The organism is Pseudomonas fluorescens (assembly GCF_041354075.1).
In the GTDB taxonomy this organism is placed as follows: Bacteria; Pseudomonadota; Gammaproteobacteria; order Pseudomonadales; family Pseudomonadaceae; genus Aquipseudomonas; species Aquipseudomonas fluorescens_CE.
Genome location: NZ_JARZGC010000016.1, coordinates 51827 through 68073 on the forward strand (window position 1 = coordinate 51827; position 16247 = coordinate 68073).

Annotated in this window: 13 protein-coding genes; 10 read left to right on the forward strand and 3 right to left on the reverse strand. The window is 62.5% G+C overall.

The genetic code is table 11. From position 1 onward, the window contains the following. Positions 1 to 2 precede the first annotated feature (2 nt). The 9 genes from tcyN to QIW53_RS19315 all read left to right on the forward strand — a co-directional run bounded on the left by tcyN (position 3) and on the right by QIW53_RS19315 (position 9529). A complete protein-coding gene (gene tcyN, locus QIW53_RS19275) occupies positions 3 to 758 on the forward strand; it encodes an L-cystine ABC transporter ATP-binding protein TcyN (RefSeq protein ID WP_371051227.1) in 756 nt (251 codons plus the stop codon). A gap of 450 nt (positions 759 to 1208) precedes the next feature. Beyond that, positions 1209 to 1955, forward strand: coding sequence for a hypothetical protein (locus QIW53_RS19280; protein WP_371051228.1), 747 nt, complete (start codon positions 1209 to 1211; stop codon positions 1953 to 1955). A gap of 283 nt (positions 1956 to 2238) precedes the next feature. Then, the gene (locus QIW53_RS19285) at positions 2239 to 3480 is read left to right on the forward strand and encodes an SfnB family sulfur acquisition oxidoreductase (RefSeq protein ID WP_371051229.1); all 1242 of its coding nucleotides are present in this window, start codon (positions 2239 to 2241) and stop codon (positions 3478 to 3480) included. Positions 3481 to 3518: 38 nt separating this feature from the next. Continuing rightward, the gene (locus tag QIW53_RS19290) at positions 3519 to 4712 is read left to right on the forward strand and encodes an SfnB family sulfur acquisition oxidoreductase (RefSeq protein WP_371051230.1); all 1194 of its coding nucleotides are present in this window, start codon (positions 3519 to 3521) and stop codon (positions 4710 to 4712) included. Beyond that, positions 4712 to 6070, forward strand: coding sequence for an LLM class flavin-dependent oxidoreductase (locus QIW53_RS19295; protein ID WP_371051231.1), 1359 nt, complete (start codon positions 4712 to 4714; stop codon positions 6068 to 6070). Before QIW53_RS19290 ends, QIW53_RS19295 begins: the two co-directional genes overlap by 1 nt. A gap of 127 nt (positions 6071 to 6197) precedes the next feature. Continuing rightward, positions 6198 to 7007, forward strand: coding sequence for a MetQ/NlpA family ABC transporter substrate-binding protein (locus QIW53_RS19300; RefSeq protein ID WP_371051232.1), 810 nt, complete (start codon positions 6198 to 6200; stop codon positions 7005 to 7007). Positions 7008 to 7009: 2 nt separating this feature from the next. Continuing rightward, positions 7010 to 8131, forward strand: a complete 1122-nt coding sequence (locus QIW53_RS19305) for a methionine ABC transporter ATP-binding protein (RefSeq protein ID WP_371051233.1) — start codon at positions 7010 to 7012, stop codon at positions 8129 to 8131. Continuing rightward, a complete protein-coding gene (locus QIW53_RS19310) occupies positions 8121 to 8765 on the forward strand; it encodes a methionine ABC transporter permease (RefSeq protein WP_025211262.1) in 645 nt (214 codons plus the stop codon). Before QIW53_RS19305 ends, QIW53_RS19310 begins: the two co-directional genes overlap by 11 nt. A gap of 134 nt (positions 8766 to 8899) precedes the next feature. Then, positions 8900 to 9529: a class I SAM-dependent methyltransferase gene (locus tag QIW53_RS19315; protein WP_371051234.1), complete on the forward strand. Its 630-nt coding sequence runs from the start codon at positions 8900 to 8902 to the stop codon at positions 9527 to 9529. Positions 9530 to 9604: 75 nt separating this feature from the next. Here QIW53_RS19315 and QIW53_RS19320 read toward each other — a convergent pair whose 3' ends face one another. Genes QIW53_RS19320 through QIW53_RS19330 form a run of 3 tightly spaced genes read right to left on the reverse strand, consistent with a single transcriptional unit; the run spans position 9605 to position 14822 of the window. Continuing rightward, positions 9605 to 12658 carry an efflux RND transporter permease subunit gene (locus tag QIW53_RS19320; RefSeq protein WP_371051235.1) on the reverse strand — a complete coding sequence of 1018 codons (3054 nt, stop codon included), beginning with the start codon at positions 12656 to 12658 and terminating at the stop codon, positions 9605 to 9607. Further along, positions 12655 to 13722 (reverse strand): efflux RND transporter periplasmic adaptor subunit, encoded by a 1068-nt coding sequence (locus tag QIW53_RS19325; RefSeq protein WP_371051236.1) that lies wholly within the window; start codon positions 13720 to 13722, stop codon positions 12655 to 12657. Before QIW53_RS19325 ends, QIW53_RS19320 begins: the two co-directional genes overlap by 4 nt. Then, positions 13719 to 14822 carry an efflux RND transporter periplasmic adaptor subunit gene (locus QIW53_RS19330; protein ID WP_371051237.1) on the reverse strand — a complete coding sequence of 368 codons (1104 nt, stop codon included), beginning with the start codon at positions 14820 to 14822 and terminating at the stop codon, positions 13719 to 13721. Before QIW53_RS19330 ends, QIW53_RS19325 begins: the two co-directional genes overlap by 4 nt. A gap of 190 nt (positions 14823 to 15012) precedes the next feature. On the opposite strand from QIW53_RS19330, the gene QIW53_RS19335 reads away from it, so the two are divergent. Next, entirely contained in the window at positions 15013 to 16173 is a 1161-nt protein-coding gene (locus tag QIW53_RS19335) for an AAA family ATPase (RefSeq protein ID WP_371051238.1), read from the forward strand. The last annotated feature ends 74 nt before the right edge of the window (positions 16174 to 16247 follow it).

Below are 16247 nucleotides of genomic sequence, written 5' to 3' on the forward strand. Positions count from 1 at the left end.
CCATGATTGTCGTGGAAAAACTGACAAAGCAGTTCAAGGGTCAGGTCGTGCTCAACGGCATCGATCTGGAGGTGAAGGAAGGTGAGGTGGTGGCGATCATCGGGCCCTCCGGCTCGGGTAAAACCACGTTCCTGCGTTGCCTGAACTTCCTCGAGGAGCCTAGCAGCGGCCGGATCAAGGTCGGCGACATCGAGATCGATGGCAGCCGCCCGTTGAACCAGCAGCAGGCCCTGGTGCGGCGCTTGCGCCAGCACGTTGGCTTCGTGTTCCAGAACTTCAACCTGTTCCCCCATCGCACGGCACTGGAAAACGTCGTCGAAGGTCCGATCGTGGTGAAGAAGACACCGCCCGCCGAAGCCATTGCCCTGGGCAGGAAGCTGCTGGCCAGGGTCGGCCTGGCCGGCAAGGAAGATGCTTACCCGCGACGCCTTTCCGGCGGTCAGCAACAGCGCGTGGCCATCGCCCGGGCGCTGGCGATGGAACCGGAAGTGATCCTGTTCGATGAACCCACTTCAGCGCTGGATCCGGAACTGGTGGGTGAAGTGCTGGCGACCATCCGCAGCCTGGCCGAAGAAAACCGCACCATGGTGATCGTTACCCACGAAATGGGATTTGCCCGTGACGTGGCCAACCGCGTGGTGTTTTTCGACAAGGGCGTAATCGTCGAGCAGGGCGAAGCCAAGGCGCTGTTTGCCAATCCAAAGGAAGAGCGGACCAAACAGTTTCTCAGCAAGTTCCTCAACAACTCCCACAACTAAGTTGTAATGACAGAATGCTAACTTCCATGGATGGAAGTCATTTCATACTTCGATACTTCTCTCCCCCAAACTGAACCAAACATTCCTGCCCTCTTTTGGTGTGCGGTACATATCTATGTCCTGCACGGCATTCAACTCGCCTAGAATCCAGTTCACCTTCAGCGCCTCGGCAACGGTCTGCCTCGCCGCCGCGCTCGCGCGGGCTGATCCCGTGGGCATGTTCGACCGGTCATTGCAGCTTCTTAACCTGAACACGTAGGAGCTTTCTGAATAACAGCATATTCATTACTTCAGCAACTCGCTCTATTGACACTTGTTCGTGCGCACTTTTATCTAGCGCCCATCCATCAGAACGCACTTGTTTGAATTGTCATTCATCAGGCGTTTGTGACTCGGTCATTCAGTTATTCAAGAAACGGACTTCGCTGCTGGAACTCAAGGAGAATACTCATGAAAACACCCTCGAACACATGCGAACTGGCGGCACCGACAGTGGCGCCATCCCACCGCAGCGGCATCAATATCACCTCGGCTGCTGATTTGTGGATCGAGGTCGCGCCCTATCCCGGGATGGACGACGGTGATCTGATCGAACTGTTCTGGGACGACTGCTACGTGGCGTCCAAGGTGCTGGATGCCCACGACCTCGGCAACACTCTGAGCCTGCGGGTGCCACCACGGTTCATCGCCAATGGTTCTTCGCGCATTCACTACCGTCTGATGCAAGTCGGCCAGGGCCCGGCGTTATCCGCCGCCACCCGGGTCCAGGTCAAGCTCGACTGCCCAGGCGGGCCACCCTGTGCCTTGTGCGACGATGAAAACCAGCGCCTGGCGCCGGTCGCGATTCCCGAAACCATACGCCGCCAGGGGGTCAATCCGAACCAGATCAAACGTGGCGTGCCCCTGACCATCGAGCCCTACCTGAACATGGCCGTCGATGACGAAATCACCCTGCGCTGGGGCGATGCACGCATGGACCTGCCACGGCTCAAGGCCAGCGAAGTGGGTCAGCCGATTCACGTCTGGGTGCCGCCGGCGATGATTCTCGAGGCCGGCGAAGACCTGCGGCTGGAAGTGACCTACTGCATTCTCGATCGGGTCGGCAACAACTCGCGCTGGGCTCCGGCACGCACGTTGAAAATCGGTTGCAGCCAGCCCTGTTCGAAGCGCCCCGTGCAAACCTCCGGCGAAGCCTGAAACCCACACTTCCATGCATTTCCAGGCATCCAACTGTTGCCCCACAAACAACTGTTCCCCCGCCAACAGTTGGTGACGACACACTTCTATTCATATTCCAAAAAGCTAGTTTATTAATTTTTTATACGCATTTAGGGTATATGAACCGGACCACCGGACCTTCTTGTTTTTATTTCGCCGCCCCTGCGGTGTCCCATGAAATGTGAGGTTTAGGTATGGTCCGGAACACAATCACCCCAGTGCAGATCGCCAGGGCATTGCGTGCAGCCAAGGAGCGGCACTGATGTCCAGTCTGGCAGATGCAATCGTCCAGAGTGATCAGGACATCGCCCCGTTGTTGTTGCCCGCGCAGGTCTTGCGCAACGACGCCCAGGCCATCAAGGCCGCCCACGAGTTGGCGCAGGTCGCCCGTGTGCAGGCGGCCAGGCGCGACCGGCAGCGCAAGCTGCCCTGGTCGGAAATCGAACAGTTCACCCGCAGTGGCCTGGGCAGCATTGCCATCCCGCGCGAGTACGGTGGCCCGCAGGTTTCATTCGTCACATTGGCCGAGGTGTTCGCGATCATTTCTGCGGCCGATCCGGCGCTGGGCCAGATCCCGCAGAACCAGTTCGGCATCCTCAACCTGGTGCTCGGCAGTGCCACCGAAGCGCAGAAAAAGCAGCTGTTCAAGAGCGTGCTCGAAGGCTGGCGCATCGGCAATGCGGGGCCTGAGCGCGGCACCAAAAATACCCTGGAGCTCAAGGCCCGGATCACCGCCGATGGCGACGGGTTTGTCATCAACGGGCAGAAGTTCTATTCCACTGGCGCCCTGTTCGCCCACTGGGTCGCCGTCAAGGCCTTGAACGACGACGGCAAGCAGGTCCTGGCTTTCGTTCGTCGCGGCACCCCGGGGCTGCGCATCGTCGACGACTGGTCCGGCTTCGGTCAGCGCACCACCGCCAGCGGGACGATCCTGCTCAACAACGTGCGGGTCGACGCCGATCTGGTGGTGGACAACTGGAAGATCAATGACAAGCCGAACATCCAGGGCTCGGTGTCGCAGTTGATTCAAGCGGCCATCGACGCCGGCATCGCGCGCGGCGCCATCGACGACGCCATCGAATTCGTCAAGACCCGTGCCCGCCCATGGATCGAGGCCAAGGTCGATCGCGCCAGCGATGACCTGTATGTGATTGCCGACATCGGCAAACTGAAGATCGAACTGCACGCGGCTGAAGCGCTGCTGCGCAAGGCCGGGCGAGTGCTGGACCAGGTCAACGCCGAGCCGCTCACGGCCGAATCCGCTGCGCGCGCCTCGATTGCGGTGGCCGAAGCCAAGGTGCTGACCACGGAAATCTCGCTGCTGGCCAGCGAGAAGCTGTTCGAGCTGGCCGGCAGCCGCGCGACCCTCGAAGAATTCAACCTCGACCGCCACTGGCGCAACGCCCGCGTGCACACCCTGCATGACCCGGCGCGCTGGAAGTATCACGCCATCGGCGGTTATCGCCTGAACGGCACGCTGCCGGCTCGTCACTCCTGGATTTAACGACCCGACCACTTTTGACCAGATCTCTGGAGAAACACATGTCTCTTTCTCGTCACGTCGCGGTCATCACCAGCGATGAGCAAGCCCTGATCGTCGCCAGTGACCTGGCCGAGGATTTCAAACGCGATGCCGCCCTGCGCGACCGCGAGCGTCGTCTGCCGCTGCCGGAGCTGGAAGTGTTTTCCCGCTCGGGCCTCTGGGGCATCAGCGTGCCAAAGGCATACGGCGGCGCCGGCGTTTCCAATGTCACCCTGGCCAAGGTGATCGCTCTGATCGCCCAGGCCGATGGCTCCCTGGGACAGATTCCGCAGAACCATTTCTATGCCCTCGAAGTGCTGCGGGTAAACGGCAGCGAAGCGCAGAAAAAACGCCTCTATGCCGAAGTGCTGGCCGGTCAGCGATTCGGCAACGCGCTCGCCGAACTCGGCACTAAAACGGCCCACGACCGTACCACGCGCCTCACCCGCTCTGGTGACGGTTATCGCATCAACGGTCGCAAGTTCTACGCCACGGGGGCGATCTACGCACAACGCATCCCGACCTCGGTGGTGGATGAAAACGGTGTACAGCAACTCGCATTCGTGGCGCGTGACAGCCAAGGCCTGACGGTCATCGACGACTGGAGCGGCTTCGGTCAGCGCACCACCGGCAGCGGCTCGGTGGTGTTCGAAGACGTCCATGTCGACGCCGAGGACGTCATCGCCTTTCAAAGCGCATTCGAGCGCCCGACGACCGTCGGTCCGCTGGCACAGATTCTTCATGCGGCCATCGACACCGGCATCGCCCGCGCGGCCTACGAAGATGCGCTGCATTTCGTGCGCACTAAAACCCGTCCGTGGATCGACGCCACCCATGAAAAGGCCAGCGAAGACCCGCTGACCCTCAAGAGCTTCGGCCACCTGAGCGTTCGCCTGCATGCCACCGAGGCCCTGCTGGAACGCGCTGGTGAGTACCTCGACAAGGCCCAGGCCGAGACCAACGACGAGACTGTCGCGGCCGCCTCGATTGCCGTGGCCGAGGCCCGCGCCATCAGCACCGAAATTTCCCTCGCGGCCGGTAGCACACTGTTCGAACTGGCCGGCAGCCAAGCCACCCTGATCGAGCACGGCCTCGATCGTCACTGGCGCAACGCCCGGGTGCACACGCTGCACGACCCGGTGCGCTGGAAATACCACGCCGTGGGCAACTTCTACCTCAACGATGAAAACCCGCCACGACGGGGGACTATCTGATGGCCGAGGCGAAGAAAAAGATTCTGCTCAACGCCTTCAACATGAACTGCGTCGGGCACATCAATCACGGTTTGTGGACCCATCCACGGGACACCTCGACCCAGTACAAGACGATCGAGTACTGGACCGACCTGGCGCAGTTGCTGGAGCGCGGCCTGTTCGACGGCCTGTTCATTGCCGACATCGTCGGTGTGTATGACGTCTACCAGAACTCGGTGGACGTGCCGCTCAAAGAGTCGATCCAGCTGCCGGTCAACGACCCCTTGCTGCTGGTGTCGGCCATGGCCGCCGTGACGAAAAACCTGGGCTTCGGCCTGACCGCCAACCTGACCTACGAACCGCCCTACCTGTTCGCCCGTCGCATGTCGACGCTCGATCACCTGAGCCGTGGCCGGGTCGGCTGGAACATCGTCACCGGTTACCTGGACAGCGCCGCCAAGGCCATGGGACTGAGCGAGCAGGTGGAACACGACCGGCGTTACGACCAGGCGGACGAATACCTCGAAGTGCTCTACAAACTCTGGGAGGGCAGCTGGGAAAACGACGCGGTGCTCAATGACCCGCAACAGCGGATCTACGCGCAGCCGGACAAAGTGCACAAGGTCGAGCACAAGGGCGAGTTCTATCAGGTCGAGGGTTATCACCTCTGCGAGCCTTCGCCGCAGCGCACCCCGGTGCTGTTCCAGGCCGGCAGTTCGGATCGCGGTTTGCTGTTCGCCGGACGGCATGCCGAATGCGTGTTCATCAGTGGCCAGAACAAACCCTCGACGAAGGCCCAGGTCGACAAGGTTCGCGCCAGCGCCGTCGAGGCCGGGCGCAACCCGCAGGACGTGAAGGTGTTCATGGGCCTGAACGTGATCGTCGGCGCCACCGAGGAGCTGGCCTGGGCCAAGCAAGCCGAGTATCGCAGCTACGCCAGCGCCGAAGCCGGCGTGGCGCATTTCTCGGCGTCCACCGGGATCGATTTCTCCGAATACGCCATCGACGAACCGATCCAGTACGTGAAGAGCAACGCGATCCAATCGGCGACCAAACACCTGCAGAACAACGACTGGACCCCTCGCCGACTGCTCGAACAACACGCCTTGGGCGGGCGTTACATCACCGTGGTCGGTTCACCCGAACAAGTGGCGGATGAGCTGGAATCGTGGATTGCCGAAACCGGGCTGGACGGTTTCAACCTGACCCGCATCGTCACCCCGGAAAGCTATGTGGACTTCATCGACCTGGTGATTCCCGAGTTGCAGCGTCGCGGGTCGTACAAGACCGCTTATGACGACGGCAGCTTGCGGCACAAGCTGTTTCACGAGGGGGCGCATTTACCTGAGCAGCATGCGGGGTCCGCGTTTCGCCGTTGAAAAGCATCGCAGGCAAGCCCGCTCCCACGGGGTTCTCGGGGCTCCCAATGCCCCTTTAGGAGCGCGCTTGCTCGCGATGAGGCCCCAACAGACAACCAAAATCCAAAGCACTGACTGGAAAAACATCATGACCAAACACTACCTCTCCCACCCAGTCAAAGCACTGGCCCTGGCCCTCGGCCTCTTCAGTTCCGTCACCTTCGCCGCCGACGCGCCGCTGAAAGTCGGCACCACCGCCGCGTTCGCCATTCCACTGGAAGCGGCGGTCGAGGAAGCCGGCAAACAAGGCCTGAAAGTCGAACTGGTGGAATTCACCGACTGGATCGCCCCCAACGTCAGCCTCGCGGCCGGCGACATCGACGTGAATTATTTCCAGCACATCCCGTTCCTGGAAAACGCCAAGGCCGCCGCAGGTTTCGACCTGGTGCCGTTCGCGCCGGGGATCATCAACAACGTCGGCCTCTACTCGAAGCAATACAAAAGCTTCGACGAGCTGCCCGAAGGCGCCAGCGTGGCCATCGCCAACGACCCGATCAACAGCGGTCGCGGCTTGCAGTTGCTGGCCAAGGCCGGGCTGATCACGCTCAAGCCGGGGGTGGGCTACAAGGCCACCGAAGAAGACATCGTCGCCAACCCGAAAAAAATCAGGATCCTGCAGGTCGAAGCCGTGCAACTGGTGCGCGCGTATGACGACGCCGATCTGGTCCAGGGCTACCCGGCTTACATCCGCCTGGCCAAGACTTTCGATGCCGGTTCCGCGCTGCTCTTCGACGGGCTCGATCACAAGGAATACGTGATCCAGTTCGTGATCCAGCCCAACAGCAAAACCGATCCGCGCCTGATCAAGTTCGTCGACATCTACCAGCACTCGCCTGCCGTTCGCGCCGCCCTGGATAAAGCCCACGGCAAGCTCTATCAAGCCGGTTGGGAAAGCTGAAAATGACTGCGGCGACGCCCTTGCGACTGGAAATTCCAGAGCGACATAAAGTCGAACAGACCGAACTGCACCCGCAGCTCAATCACGCCCACGTGCGCTTCATCGGCGTGGGCAAGACCTACAACGGCCAGCAAGGCCCGGTGGCCGCCCTGCACGGCATCGACCTGGCGATCCAGCGAGGCGAAGTGTTCGGCATCATCGGTCGCAGCGGCGCCGGCAAGTCGTCGCTGATCCGCACCATCAACCGCCTGGAGCAGCCGAGCAGCGGTCGCGTGCTGATCGATCAGGTCGACATCGGCGAGTTCGATGAAGACCGTCTGGTGACGCTGCGCCGGCGCATCGGCATGATCTTCCAGCACTTCAACCTGATGTCGGCCAAGACCGTCTGGCAGAACGTCGAGCTGCCGCTGAAAGTCGCCGGCGTACCCAGAGAGCAACGCGAGCGCAAGGTCCGTGAACTGCTGGAGCTGGTAGGCCTGCAAGCCAAACACAAGGCGTACCCGGCGCAGCTTTCCGGCGGACAGAAACAGCGCGTCGGCATCGCCCGCGCACTGGTGCACGACCCCGAGATCCTGCTGTGCGATGAAGCCACGTCGGCACTGGATCCGGAGACCACGCAATCGATCCTTGGCCTGCTGCGCGAGATCAACCAGCGCCTGGGTTTGACCATCGTGCTGATCACCCACGAAATGGCGGTGATCCGCGACATCTGCGACCGCGTGGTGGTGCTGGAGCATGGTCGCATCGTCGAGCAAGGGCCGGTGTGGGAAGTCTTCGGCAACCCGCAGCACGAGGTCAGCAAAACCCTGCTCGCCCCGTTGCAACACGGGTTGCCGGCGGAACTGCAAAGCCGTCTGCAGACGCAACTGCAATCCCCCGAGGCCGCCGTGGTCCTGCGTTTGCAGTTCACCGGCAGCACAAGCGACGAACCGGACCTGGCCGCGCTGTTCGCCGCCCTCGGCGGTCGCGTGCGGTTGCTGCAGGGCGGCGTGGAACGGATTCAGGGGCATGCCCTGGGGCAATTGCTGCTGGCGGTGTCCGGCTCGTCGCTGGGCGCTGAAGAATTGCGCCTGCGCGCCAGTCGCTGGGCCCAACAGGTGGAGGTGCTCGGTTATGTGGTTTGATCGTTTGCTGCAAGGTTTCATCGACACCTTCCTGATGGTCGGGGTGTCGTCATTGATCGCACTGCTGGCGGGCATACCGCTGGCGGTGATCCTGGTGACCAGTGGCAAGGGCGGGATCTACGAGGCACCGGCGCTGAACCGCGCGCTGGGTGCGTTCGTCAACCTGTTCCGCTCGATCCCCTTCCTGATCCTGATGGTGGCGCTCATCCCGTTCACTCGCCTGATCGTCGGCACCACCTACGGTGTCTGGGCCGCCGTGGTGCCGCTGACCATCGCCGCCACGCCGTTCTTTGCGCGCATCGCCGAGGTCAGTCTGCGCGAAGTGGACCATGGCTTGATCGAAGCGGCGCAGGCCATGGGCTGCCGGCGCTGGCACATTGTCTGGCATGTGTTGTTGCCTGAGGCGCTGCCGGGAATCGTCGGTGGTTTCACCATTACCCTGGTGACCATGATCAACTCCTCGGCCATGGCCGGCGCGATTGGCGCGGGCGGGTTGGGCGACATCGCCTATCGCTACGGCTATCAGCGCTTCGACAGTCAGATCATGTTGACGGTGATCGTGTTGCTGGTGGCGTTGGTGGCGGTGATTCAGTTGGGTGGGGATCGCTTGGCTCGGGGGTTGAACAAGCGTTGATCGGCCGGCTGCAAAAGAGCAGATCGCAAAATTCTGACGGCAATAACCGACACGGCGGACGCCCCGTAAGAAGTCACAGGGTCGCCCGCCCGTATGGCGTATATTCGGCAGATTCCCAGCCTGTGCAGCCGACCATGAAACAGACCCCCGCCGACCTTGAGCAAATCACCGCCACCACCCTGGGCCATTACAATTCGGTGGCCGAAGGCTTTCGCGATGGCACCCGCGATCACGATGTCAGCCAGAACATCGATGCATTGCTGCGCCATATTCAGGGCGAAGCGCCATTCGACATTCTCGATTTTGGTTGCGGGCCCGGGCGCGATTTGCAGACGTTCACGCGCCTGGGCCACCGCGCGGTAGGACTCGATGGCTCGCAAGAGTTTGCCCGGATGGCGCGCGAGGACAGCGGTTGCGAGGTGTGGCAGCAGGATTTCCTCAAGCTCGACCTGCCAGCCGGGCGCTTCGACGGGATTTTTGCCAATGCGGTGCTGTTCCACATTCCGCGCCAGGAATTGCCTCGGGTACTCCGGCAGTTGCATGGCACGTTGAAGCCGGGCGGTGTGTTGTTCAGTTCCAATCCCCGTGGCGAGAACCAGGAAGGGTGGAATGGGTCGCGGTATGGGGCCTATCACGATCTGGCAGCCTGGCAGGGGCTTTTGATCGAGGCGGGGTTTGCGGAGCTGGAGCATTACTACCGGCCGGCGGGATTGCCGAGGGAGCAGCAGCCTTGGTTGGCGAGTGTTTGGCGTAAATGCGTTTAAGCAGTGCCGACGCCATCGCGGGCAAGCCCGCTCCCACAGGGCGGCGTTCCGAGGATGCGCGCGCAGCGCCCGCCGTCACTGCGCCTCGTTTTTCGGCTCACGAATCCTGTACCAGGCCACATACAGCGCCGGCAAGAACAATAGCGTCAGCAGCGTCGCGATGATGATGCCGCCAATCATCGCGTAGGCCATCGGCCCCCAGAACACTTCCCGGGCAATCGGGATCATCCCCAGGCTCGCCGCTGCGGCGGTCAGCAGAATCGGTCGGCGCCGGTGCTCCGTGGCTTGCACCACCGCGTCCCATGGCGTGGAACCGGCCTTCTCGTAGGCATCGATCTGGGTTACCAGAATCACCGAGTTGCGGATGATGATGCCGATTAACGCCAGAATCCCGAGGATCGCCACGAAGCCCATCGGCGTGCCCGTCGGAATCAGCGCCAGGACCACGCCAATCAGTCCGAGCGGCGCGACGCTGGCGACCAGGAACAGCTTCTGCCCGCTGTGCAGCTGGATCATCAAGAAGGTCGCCATCAGGAACAGCATCAACGGCACGACCTTGGCGATCGGCCCCTGGGCCTTGGCGCTTTCCTCCACCGTGCCGCCAGTGGCGACCTTGTAGCCCACCGGCAACGAAGCGGCGAACTGGTCGATGGTCGGCTTCAATTGCGTGACCAGGTCGGTCGGTTGAATCTCGTCGCGCACCGCCGCCTTGATGGTGATCGTCGGCCTGCGGTCGCGACGCCACACCAGTGGCTGCTCGAGCTCATAGCGCAGGGTGGCGAAGGCCAGCAGTGGAATCGAGGTGCCGCTGGGCGTGACGATCTGCAGGTTCTGCAGGGTTTCCGGCGTACCGCGCTCATCGTCGACCGCGCGCCCCACGACGTTGATCAGGTAGATGTCATCATCGACCTGCGTCACGGGCGCTCCGGCGACGATGCTGTTCATCAGGTTCGCCACTTCTTCCGATGACAGCCCCAACTGCCGCACCTTGTCCTGGGCGATGTCGATACGCAGCACTTTGCCCGGCTCGTTCCAGTCGTAGATGATCTCGCCGATGTGCGAATTCTTGTCCAGTTCGGTGGCCAGGGCGATGGCGTGCTTGCGCACCTGGTCGATGTCCTTGCCACTGACCCGGTATTGAATGGGCCGACCGACCGGCGGCCCCATTTCCAGTGCCTGGACGTAGCTGCCGATGCCGACGAACTCCTTGCGCAAGCGTTCGCGCAACCGCTGGCTGAGGGCCTCGCGCGACTCCAGGCCTTTGCTGACGATGACCAGTTGCGCGTAGTACGGGTTCTGCAACTGCTGGTCCAGCGGCAGGTAGAAACGGATCGCGCCTTCGCCGATGTAGGTGCTCCAGCGCTCGATGTCAGGGTCGTCCTTGAGCGTCGCTTCCAGCTTGTCCACGGCCTTGCGGGTTTCGGCGATCGAAGCGTTTTGCGGCAGGTTCAGGTCGACGAGGATTTCCGGACGGTCCGAAGACGGGAAGAACTGGTTCTGCACGAACCGCATGGAGTACACCGACACCAGGAACAGCGTGATGGTGATGCCGATGGCCCACCAGCGATTGCGCATCGCCCAGAGCATGCCGTAGTTGAAGCCACGGCCAATGCGCCCGGGCTCGGCATTGTGGGGTTTGACGTTGGCGCTGAGGATGTGCACGCCGATCACCGGGGCGAACAGCACGGCGACTATCCATGACACCAGCATCGCCACGGCGATAACCGCGAACAGCGTGAAGGTGTACTCGCCCGCCGAACTGGCGTTGAGGCCGATGGGCACGAAACCGGCGACCGTCACCAGGGTGCCGGTGAGCATCGGGAATGCGGTGGAGGTGTAGGCGAACGTGGCGGCCTGTTCCTTGGTTTCGCCCATTTCCAGGCGCGTGACCATCATTTCGACGGTGATCATCGCGTCATCCACCAGCAGGCCGAGGGCGATGATCAGGGCGCCGAGGGAAATTCGTTGCATGGTGATGCCGCTGTATTCCATGAACACGAAGACCATGGCCAGCACCAGGGGAATCGAGCAAGCCACCACCAGACCGGCGCGTACACCCAGGCTGACGAAACTGACCAGCATCACGATCACCACCGCTTCGAACAGGGCGCTGGTGAAGCCGCCGACGGCCTTTTCCACCACTGCGGCCTGGTCGGACACGTTGTGCACGCCAACGCCCACCGGCAGATCGGCGGTCAGCTCGGTCATGCGCTGGTGCAGCGCCTTGCCGAACGACTGGATGTTGCCGCCCTTCTTCATGGCGATGGCCAGGCCGATGGCCGGCTGCCCGTTGAAACGAAACTCCGGGTTCGCCGGGTCGACATAACCCCGGCTGATCTCGGCAATGTCCGCCAGGCGATAGAAGCGGTCATTGAGCCGCAAGTTGACGTTTGCCAGGTCTTTTTCCGAGGCGAACTGGCCGCTGGTGCGCACGGAAATCCGCTCCGGCCCGGCCTCGATCACCCCGGCGGGCGTCACCGCGTTCTGCGATTGCAGGCTCGACACCACCTGACGCTCATCAATGCCCAGCGCCGCCAGTTTGCGGGTGGAGAAGTTCAGGTAGAGCACTTCATCCTGTTCGCCGATCATCTCGACCTTGCCCAGCCCCGGCACGTCGCGGATCTCGGCGCGGACCTGTTCGACGTAATCGCGCAACTGACGCATCGACAGACCGTCGGCGGTGAAGGCGTACACCGACCCGAACACATCGCCGAATTCGTCGTTGAACGCCGGCCCTTGCAGCCCCTGGGGGAACTGGCCGCGAATGTCGTTGATCTTCTTGCGCACCTGGTACCAGATTTCCGGGATGTCCTTGGCGCTGGTGGTGTCGCGCAGGAACACGAACACCGTCGACTCGCCGGGCCGGGTGTAGCTTTTCACGTAGTCGAGGGAATCGAGTTCCTCGAGTTTTTTCTCGATGCGGTCCGTGACCTGCTTGAGGGTTTCTTCCTGGGTCGCGCCCGGCCAGCGGCTCTGGATGACCATGGTCTTGATGGTGAACGAAGGGTCCTCCTCGCGACCCAGGTTCAGGTAGGAGAACACGCCCATCAGCAGTCCGACCAGCATCAGGTACCAGACAAACGACTGATGTTTGAGGGCCCACTCGGATAAGTTGAAACTCCCTTTCATCGCGGGCTGTCCTCATCGATTTTGACTTTCTGCCCGGGCTTCAGGCTGTTCACACCGGCACTCACCACCCGTTCGCCGGACTTCACGCCGCTGGCCAGCACCATCGTCGAATCGGTGCGGCTGACCAGGGTCACATCACGCGGCGACACCGTCGCACTTTGCGGATCGATGACCCAAATGCGCGATTGGCCGTCGACCTCCTGCAACGCCGTCAGGGGCAGTTCGATACGCGGCTTGATCGTCGAGCTGAGGGTGACGTTGATGGCGGTGCCCAGGCGAAAACCGGGCGGGGTCTCGGCCAGGGTCAGGCGCGCGCGGCGGGTGCGCGTAGCGCTCTGGGCCTGGGGTTCGATTTCCCGCACGGTGGCCGTGGTGGTAACGCTCGGGTCCAGTTCCACGGCGACCTGAAACACCACGTCCGCCGGCAATTGCTCGACCAGCGTGTCCGGCAGATCAATTACCGCCTCCTTGATGTCCGGCTGCGCCAGGGTCACCACTTGCTGGCCGGCCGTCACTACTTGCCCGGCTTCGGCATTCCAGGCGGTGACAATCGCCTTGTGGTCGGTGCGCAGCTCGACATAGCCAAGCGCATCCTTTGCCTGATCGACCGCTGCCTTCGCCTGGTCGACGGACGCTTGCGTGGTTTTCAGGTTGGTCTGTGCGATGTCCAACTGAGCCTGTGCGCCAACCCCGCGATCGAACAGTTCCTGCTGGCGTCGGGCATCGGCCTTGGCATTGATCAGTTGCGCCTGGACCTGGGCCAGATCACCCTGTGCGGCGCGCAACTGGTTCTGCTGATCCGTAGGATCGAGCGTCGCAAGCAAGGCGCCCTTTTCCACCTCGGCGCCCACATCGACGTTACGACTGGCAATGCGCCCCGGTACACGAAAGCCGACATTGGATTCGTAACGGGCCTGAATGCTGCCGGCGAAGCGCCCCAGGGTTTCTTCGCCCAATGCCTGCACCTGCACCGACAGTACCGGTCGCACCGGTTCCGGCGGTGGCTCCTTCTCCGAGCAGCCCACCAGCATCAAAGCCGCGACAGCCAACGACACACGGATCATGGCTGGACTCCCTCGGCCAAGTCTTTGTAAGTGTTCTCGGCGATCTCGACCTTGACGCCGGGGTGCAACAACTGGCCGCCGGCGATGATCACTTTGTCACCGTCCTTCAGGCCGTCGCTGATGATCACCTTGCCGGTCAGGTAGCGACCGACCGTGACCGTGTGCAACTGCGCGGCGCCTTGCTCGTCCACGAGCCACACGGCCGGCTCGCTGAGGTTTTTGGTGAGCGCCGACCACGGCAGCTCAACGGCCGACTTGCCCGGTACCTTCGCGGTGGCACTGACCACCGAGCCGAGCTGCATGCCATCCGGCAGGCCGTCGAGCGTGACCTTGACCTGCACCGTGCCGGTCTGCGCGGAAACCGCCGGGGTGATCTCCCGCACCGTGCCGGTGGTCTTGATGGCGGGGTTGTCGAGCAGGCTGACCACGATGGTCTTGTCGTCCGGCTCATGGGCCAGCAGCGATTCGTAGACGTTGAACACCGCGTCGCGCTCACCGTCCCGGGCCAGGCTGAAAATCGGCACCGTGGCCTGCACCACCTGGCCCACCTCGGCCTGACGCGCGGTGATGATCCCCGGTGCGTCGGCAATCAGCGCGGTATAACTCAGTTGATCGCGGGCGTTGGCCAACTGCGCCTGGGCGGCGGTCAGGGCACTTTGACTGCTGCGCAATGCCGCCTGGGCCGAGTCGTATTCGCTCTGGCTGGTGTAACCCTTGGGCAGGAGCTTTTGCTGGCGAACGAAGGCAGCGGCGGTCTGGGTGACACGCGCCTGCTCGGCGACCACCTGGGCCTTGGCGGAGTCGACGTTGGTCTGCAGGTCTTTCGGGTCGAGTTTGGCCAACACCTGCTTGGCCGACACCCGGTCACCGACATCGACCGAGCGCTGGATGATCTTGCCGCCGACGCGAAACGACAGGTCGGTCTGGACCCGTGCCTGCACATCACCGGTGAGTGTCACCGACGCGGCGTATTCGGCCGGCTTGACCACCTGCACGAAGACCCGTGGGCGATCTTTCTCGACCTGGGGTTTTTCGCCGCAGGCGCTCAACAGCAGCAGGAGGCTCAGGCCAACCACTCTTTTCAACCCGGGACCAGCCATGCAAACTCCTTTGCGCTGTACGGACGTGCCAATGGCAATACGACTGTGAGCTTAGAACAGGGTTCAATAGCTGCACAGCTGGCGGCCCTCCCCTTAGGAGCGAGCTCGCTCGCGATGGTCTTGAGAGTGCCGTGAGGCGCGCGCCCCCAAGAAGGCAGACAACCGGGCAACCCGGTAAAGGAAGCTTTTCATGCTCAAAACCCTCGCGGTGGCCAACTACCGCTCGATCAACAACCTGGTGATTCCCCTGGGGCGCTTGAACCTGATCACCGGGCCGAACGGCAGCGGCAAATCCAACCTCTACCGCGCGTTGCGTCTGTTGGCGGAAACCGCTCAGGGCGGCGTGGTCAACGCCTTGGCCCGCGAGGGCGGCCTGGACTCGACGTTCTGGGCGGGGCCGGAAATCATCACCCGGCGCATGCGTAGCGGTGAGGTGCCTATCCAGTCGACCGTGCGGCACGGCGTCAAACGCCTGCGCCTGGGATTTGCCGGCGAGGACTTCAGCTATTCGATCGCCCTGGGCCTGCCGGTGCCGAGTCTGTCGGCATTTTCCCTCGACCCGGAAATCAAGAAGGAATGCATCTGGTCCGGGCCGCTCTATCGCCCCGCCAGCCTGTTGGTGGATCGCGATGGCTCGATGATTCGCGCCCGTGCCGGTCGCAGCTGGGACGTGCTGGCCCAGCACACGCCACATTTCGACAGCCTGTTCGATCAGGTCGGCAGCCTTCGAAGCTCTCCGGAAGTCGTGCAGATGCGCGAGTTCATTCGGCACTGGCGCTTTTACGATCACTTTCGCAGCGACGCCGACGCACCGGCGCGCCAACCACAGCTGGGGACGCGTACGCCGGTGCTGCATCACGATGGGCGGGACCTGGCAGCAGCCTTGCAGACCATCCGCGAGATCGGTGATCCCGACGCCTTGCAGGCCGCGATCAGCGATGCGTTCCCTGGTGCGCGATTGAATATCGAGCCGCTGCCGGGTGGACGCTTCGCGATCGAGTTTTATCAGGAAGGTTTGCTGCGCCCGTTATCGGCGGCCGAGCTGTCCGATGGGACGCTGCGTTATCTGTTGCTGATCGCGGCGCTGCTGACACCCCGTCCGCCATCGCTGATGGTGCTCAACGAACCGGAGACCAGCCTGCACCCGGATCTGTTGCCCGCGCTGGCGCGCCTGATCATCAGGGCCTCGGAACACGCTCAGGTGTGGGTGGTGTCCCATGCACGACGGCTGATTTCGGCGTTGCAGGAAGACCCGGCATGCCATTGCATCGTGCTGAAAAAAACCCTGGGCCAGACCGGGATGGTCGGGCAGCGGGTGCTGGATGAGCCGGCGTGGAATTGGCCGGGCTGATCGGCGCCCTGTGCACCGAATCGCGAGCGGGCTCGCTCCCCCAGGTACTGCAAAAAACCTGTGGGAGCGAGCCC

Excerpts from the sequence above, each read along its gene's own strand:
- QIW53_RS19295 (WP_371051231.1), top strand. The coding sequence starts at position 4,712 with ATGGCCGAGGCGAAGAAAAAGATTCTGCTCAACGCCTTCAACATGAAC.
- QIW53_RS19290 (WP_371051230.1), top strand. The coding sequence starts at position 3,519 with ATGTCTCTTTCTCGTCACGTCGCGGTCATCACCAGCGATGAGCAAGCC.
- QIW53_RS19280 (WP_371051228.1), top strand. The coding sequence starts at position 1,209 with ATGAAAACACCCTCGAACACATGCGAACTGGCGGCACCGACAGTGGCG.
- QIW53_RS19300 (WP_371051232.1), top strand. The coding sequence starts at position 6,198 with ATGACCAAACACTACCTCTCCCACCCAGTCAAAGCACTGGCCCTGGCC.
- QIW53_RS19285 (WP_371051229.1), top strand. The coding sequence starts at position 2,239 with ATGTCCAGTCTGGCAGATGCAATCGTCCAGAGTGATCAGGACATCGCC.
- QIW53_RS19310 (WP_025211262.1), top strand. The coding sequence starts at position 8,121 with ATGTGGTTTGATCGTTTGCTGCAAGGTTTCATCGACACCTTCCTGATG.
- QIW53_RS19315 (WP_371051234.1), top strand. The coding sequence starts at position 8,900 with ATGAAACAGACCCCCGCCGACCTTGAGCAAATCACCGCCACCACCCTG.
- QIW53_RS19335 (WP_371051238.1), top strand. The coding sequence starts at position 15,013 with ATGCTCAAAACCCTCGCGGTGGCCAACTACCGCTCGATCAACAACCTG.
- QIW53_RS19305 (WP_371051233.1), top strand. The coding sequence starts at position 7,010 with ATGACTGCGGCGACGCCCTTGCGACTGGAAATTCCAGAGCGACATAAA.
- QIW53_RS19330 (WP_371051237.1), bottom strand. The coding sequence starts at position 14,822 with ATGGCTGGTCCCGGGTTGAAAAGAGTGGTTGGCCTGAGCCTCCTGCTG.
- tcyN (WP_371051227.1), top strand. The coding sequence starts at position 3 with ATGATTGTCGTGGAAAAACTGACAAAGCAGTTCAAGGGTCAGGTCGTG.
- QIW53_RS19320 (WP_371051235.1), bottom strand. The coding sequence starts at position 12,658 with ATGAAAGGGAGTTTCAACTTATCCGAGTGGGCCCTCAAACATCAGTCG.
- QIW53_RS19325 (WP_371051236.1), bottom strand. The coding sequence starts at position 13,722 with ATGATCCGTGTGTCGTTGGCTGTCGCGGCTTTGATGCTGGTGGGCTGC.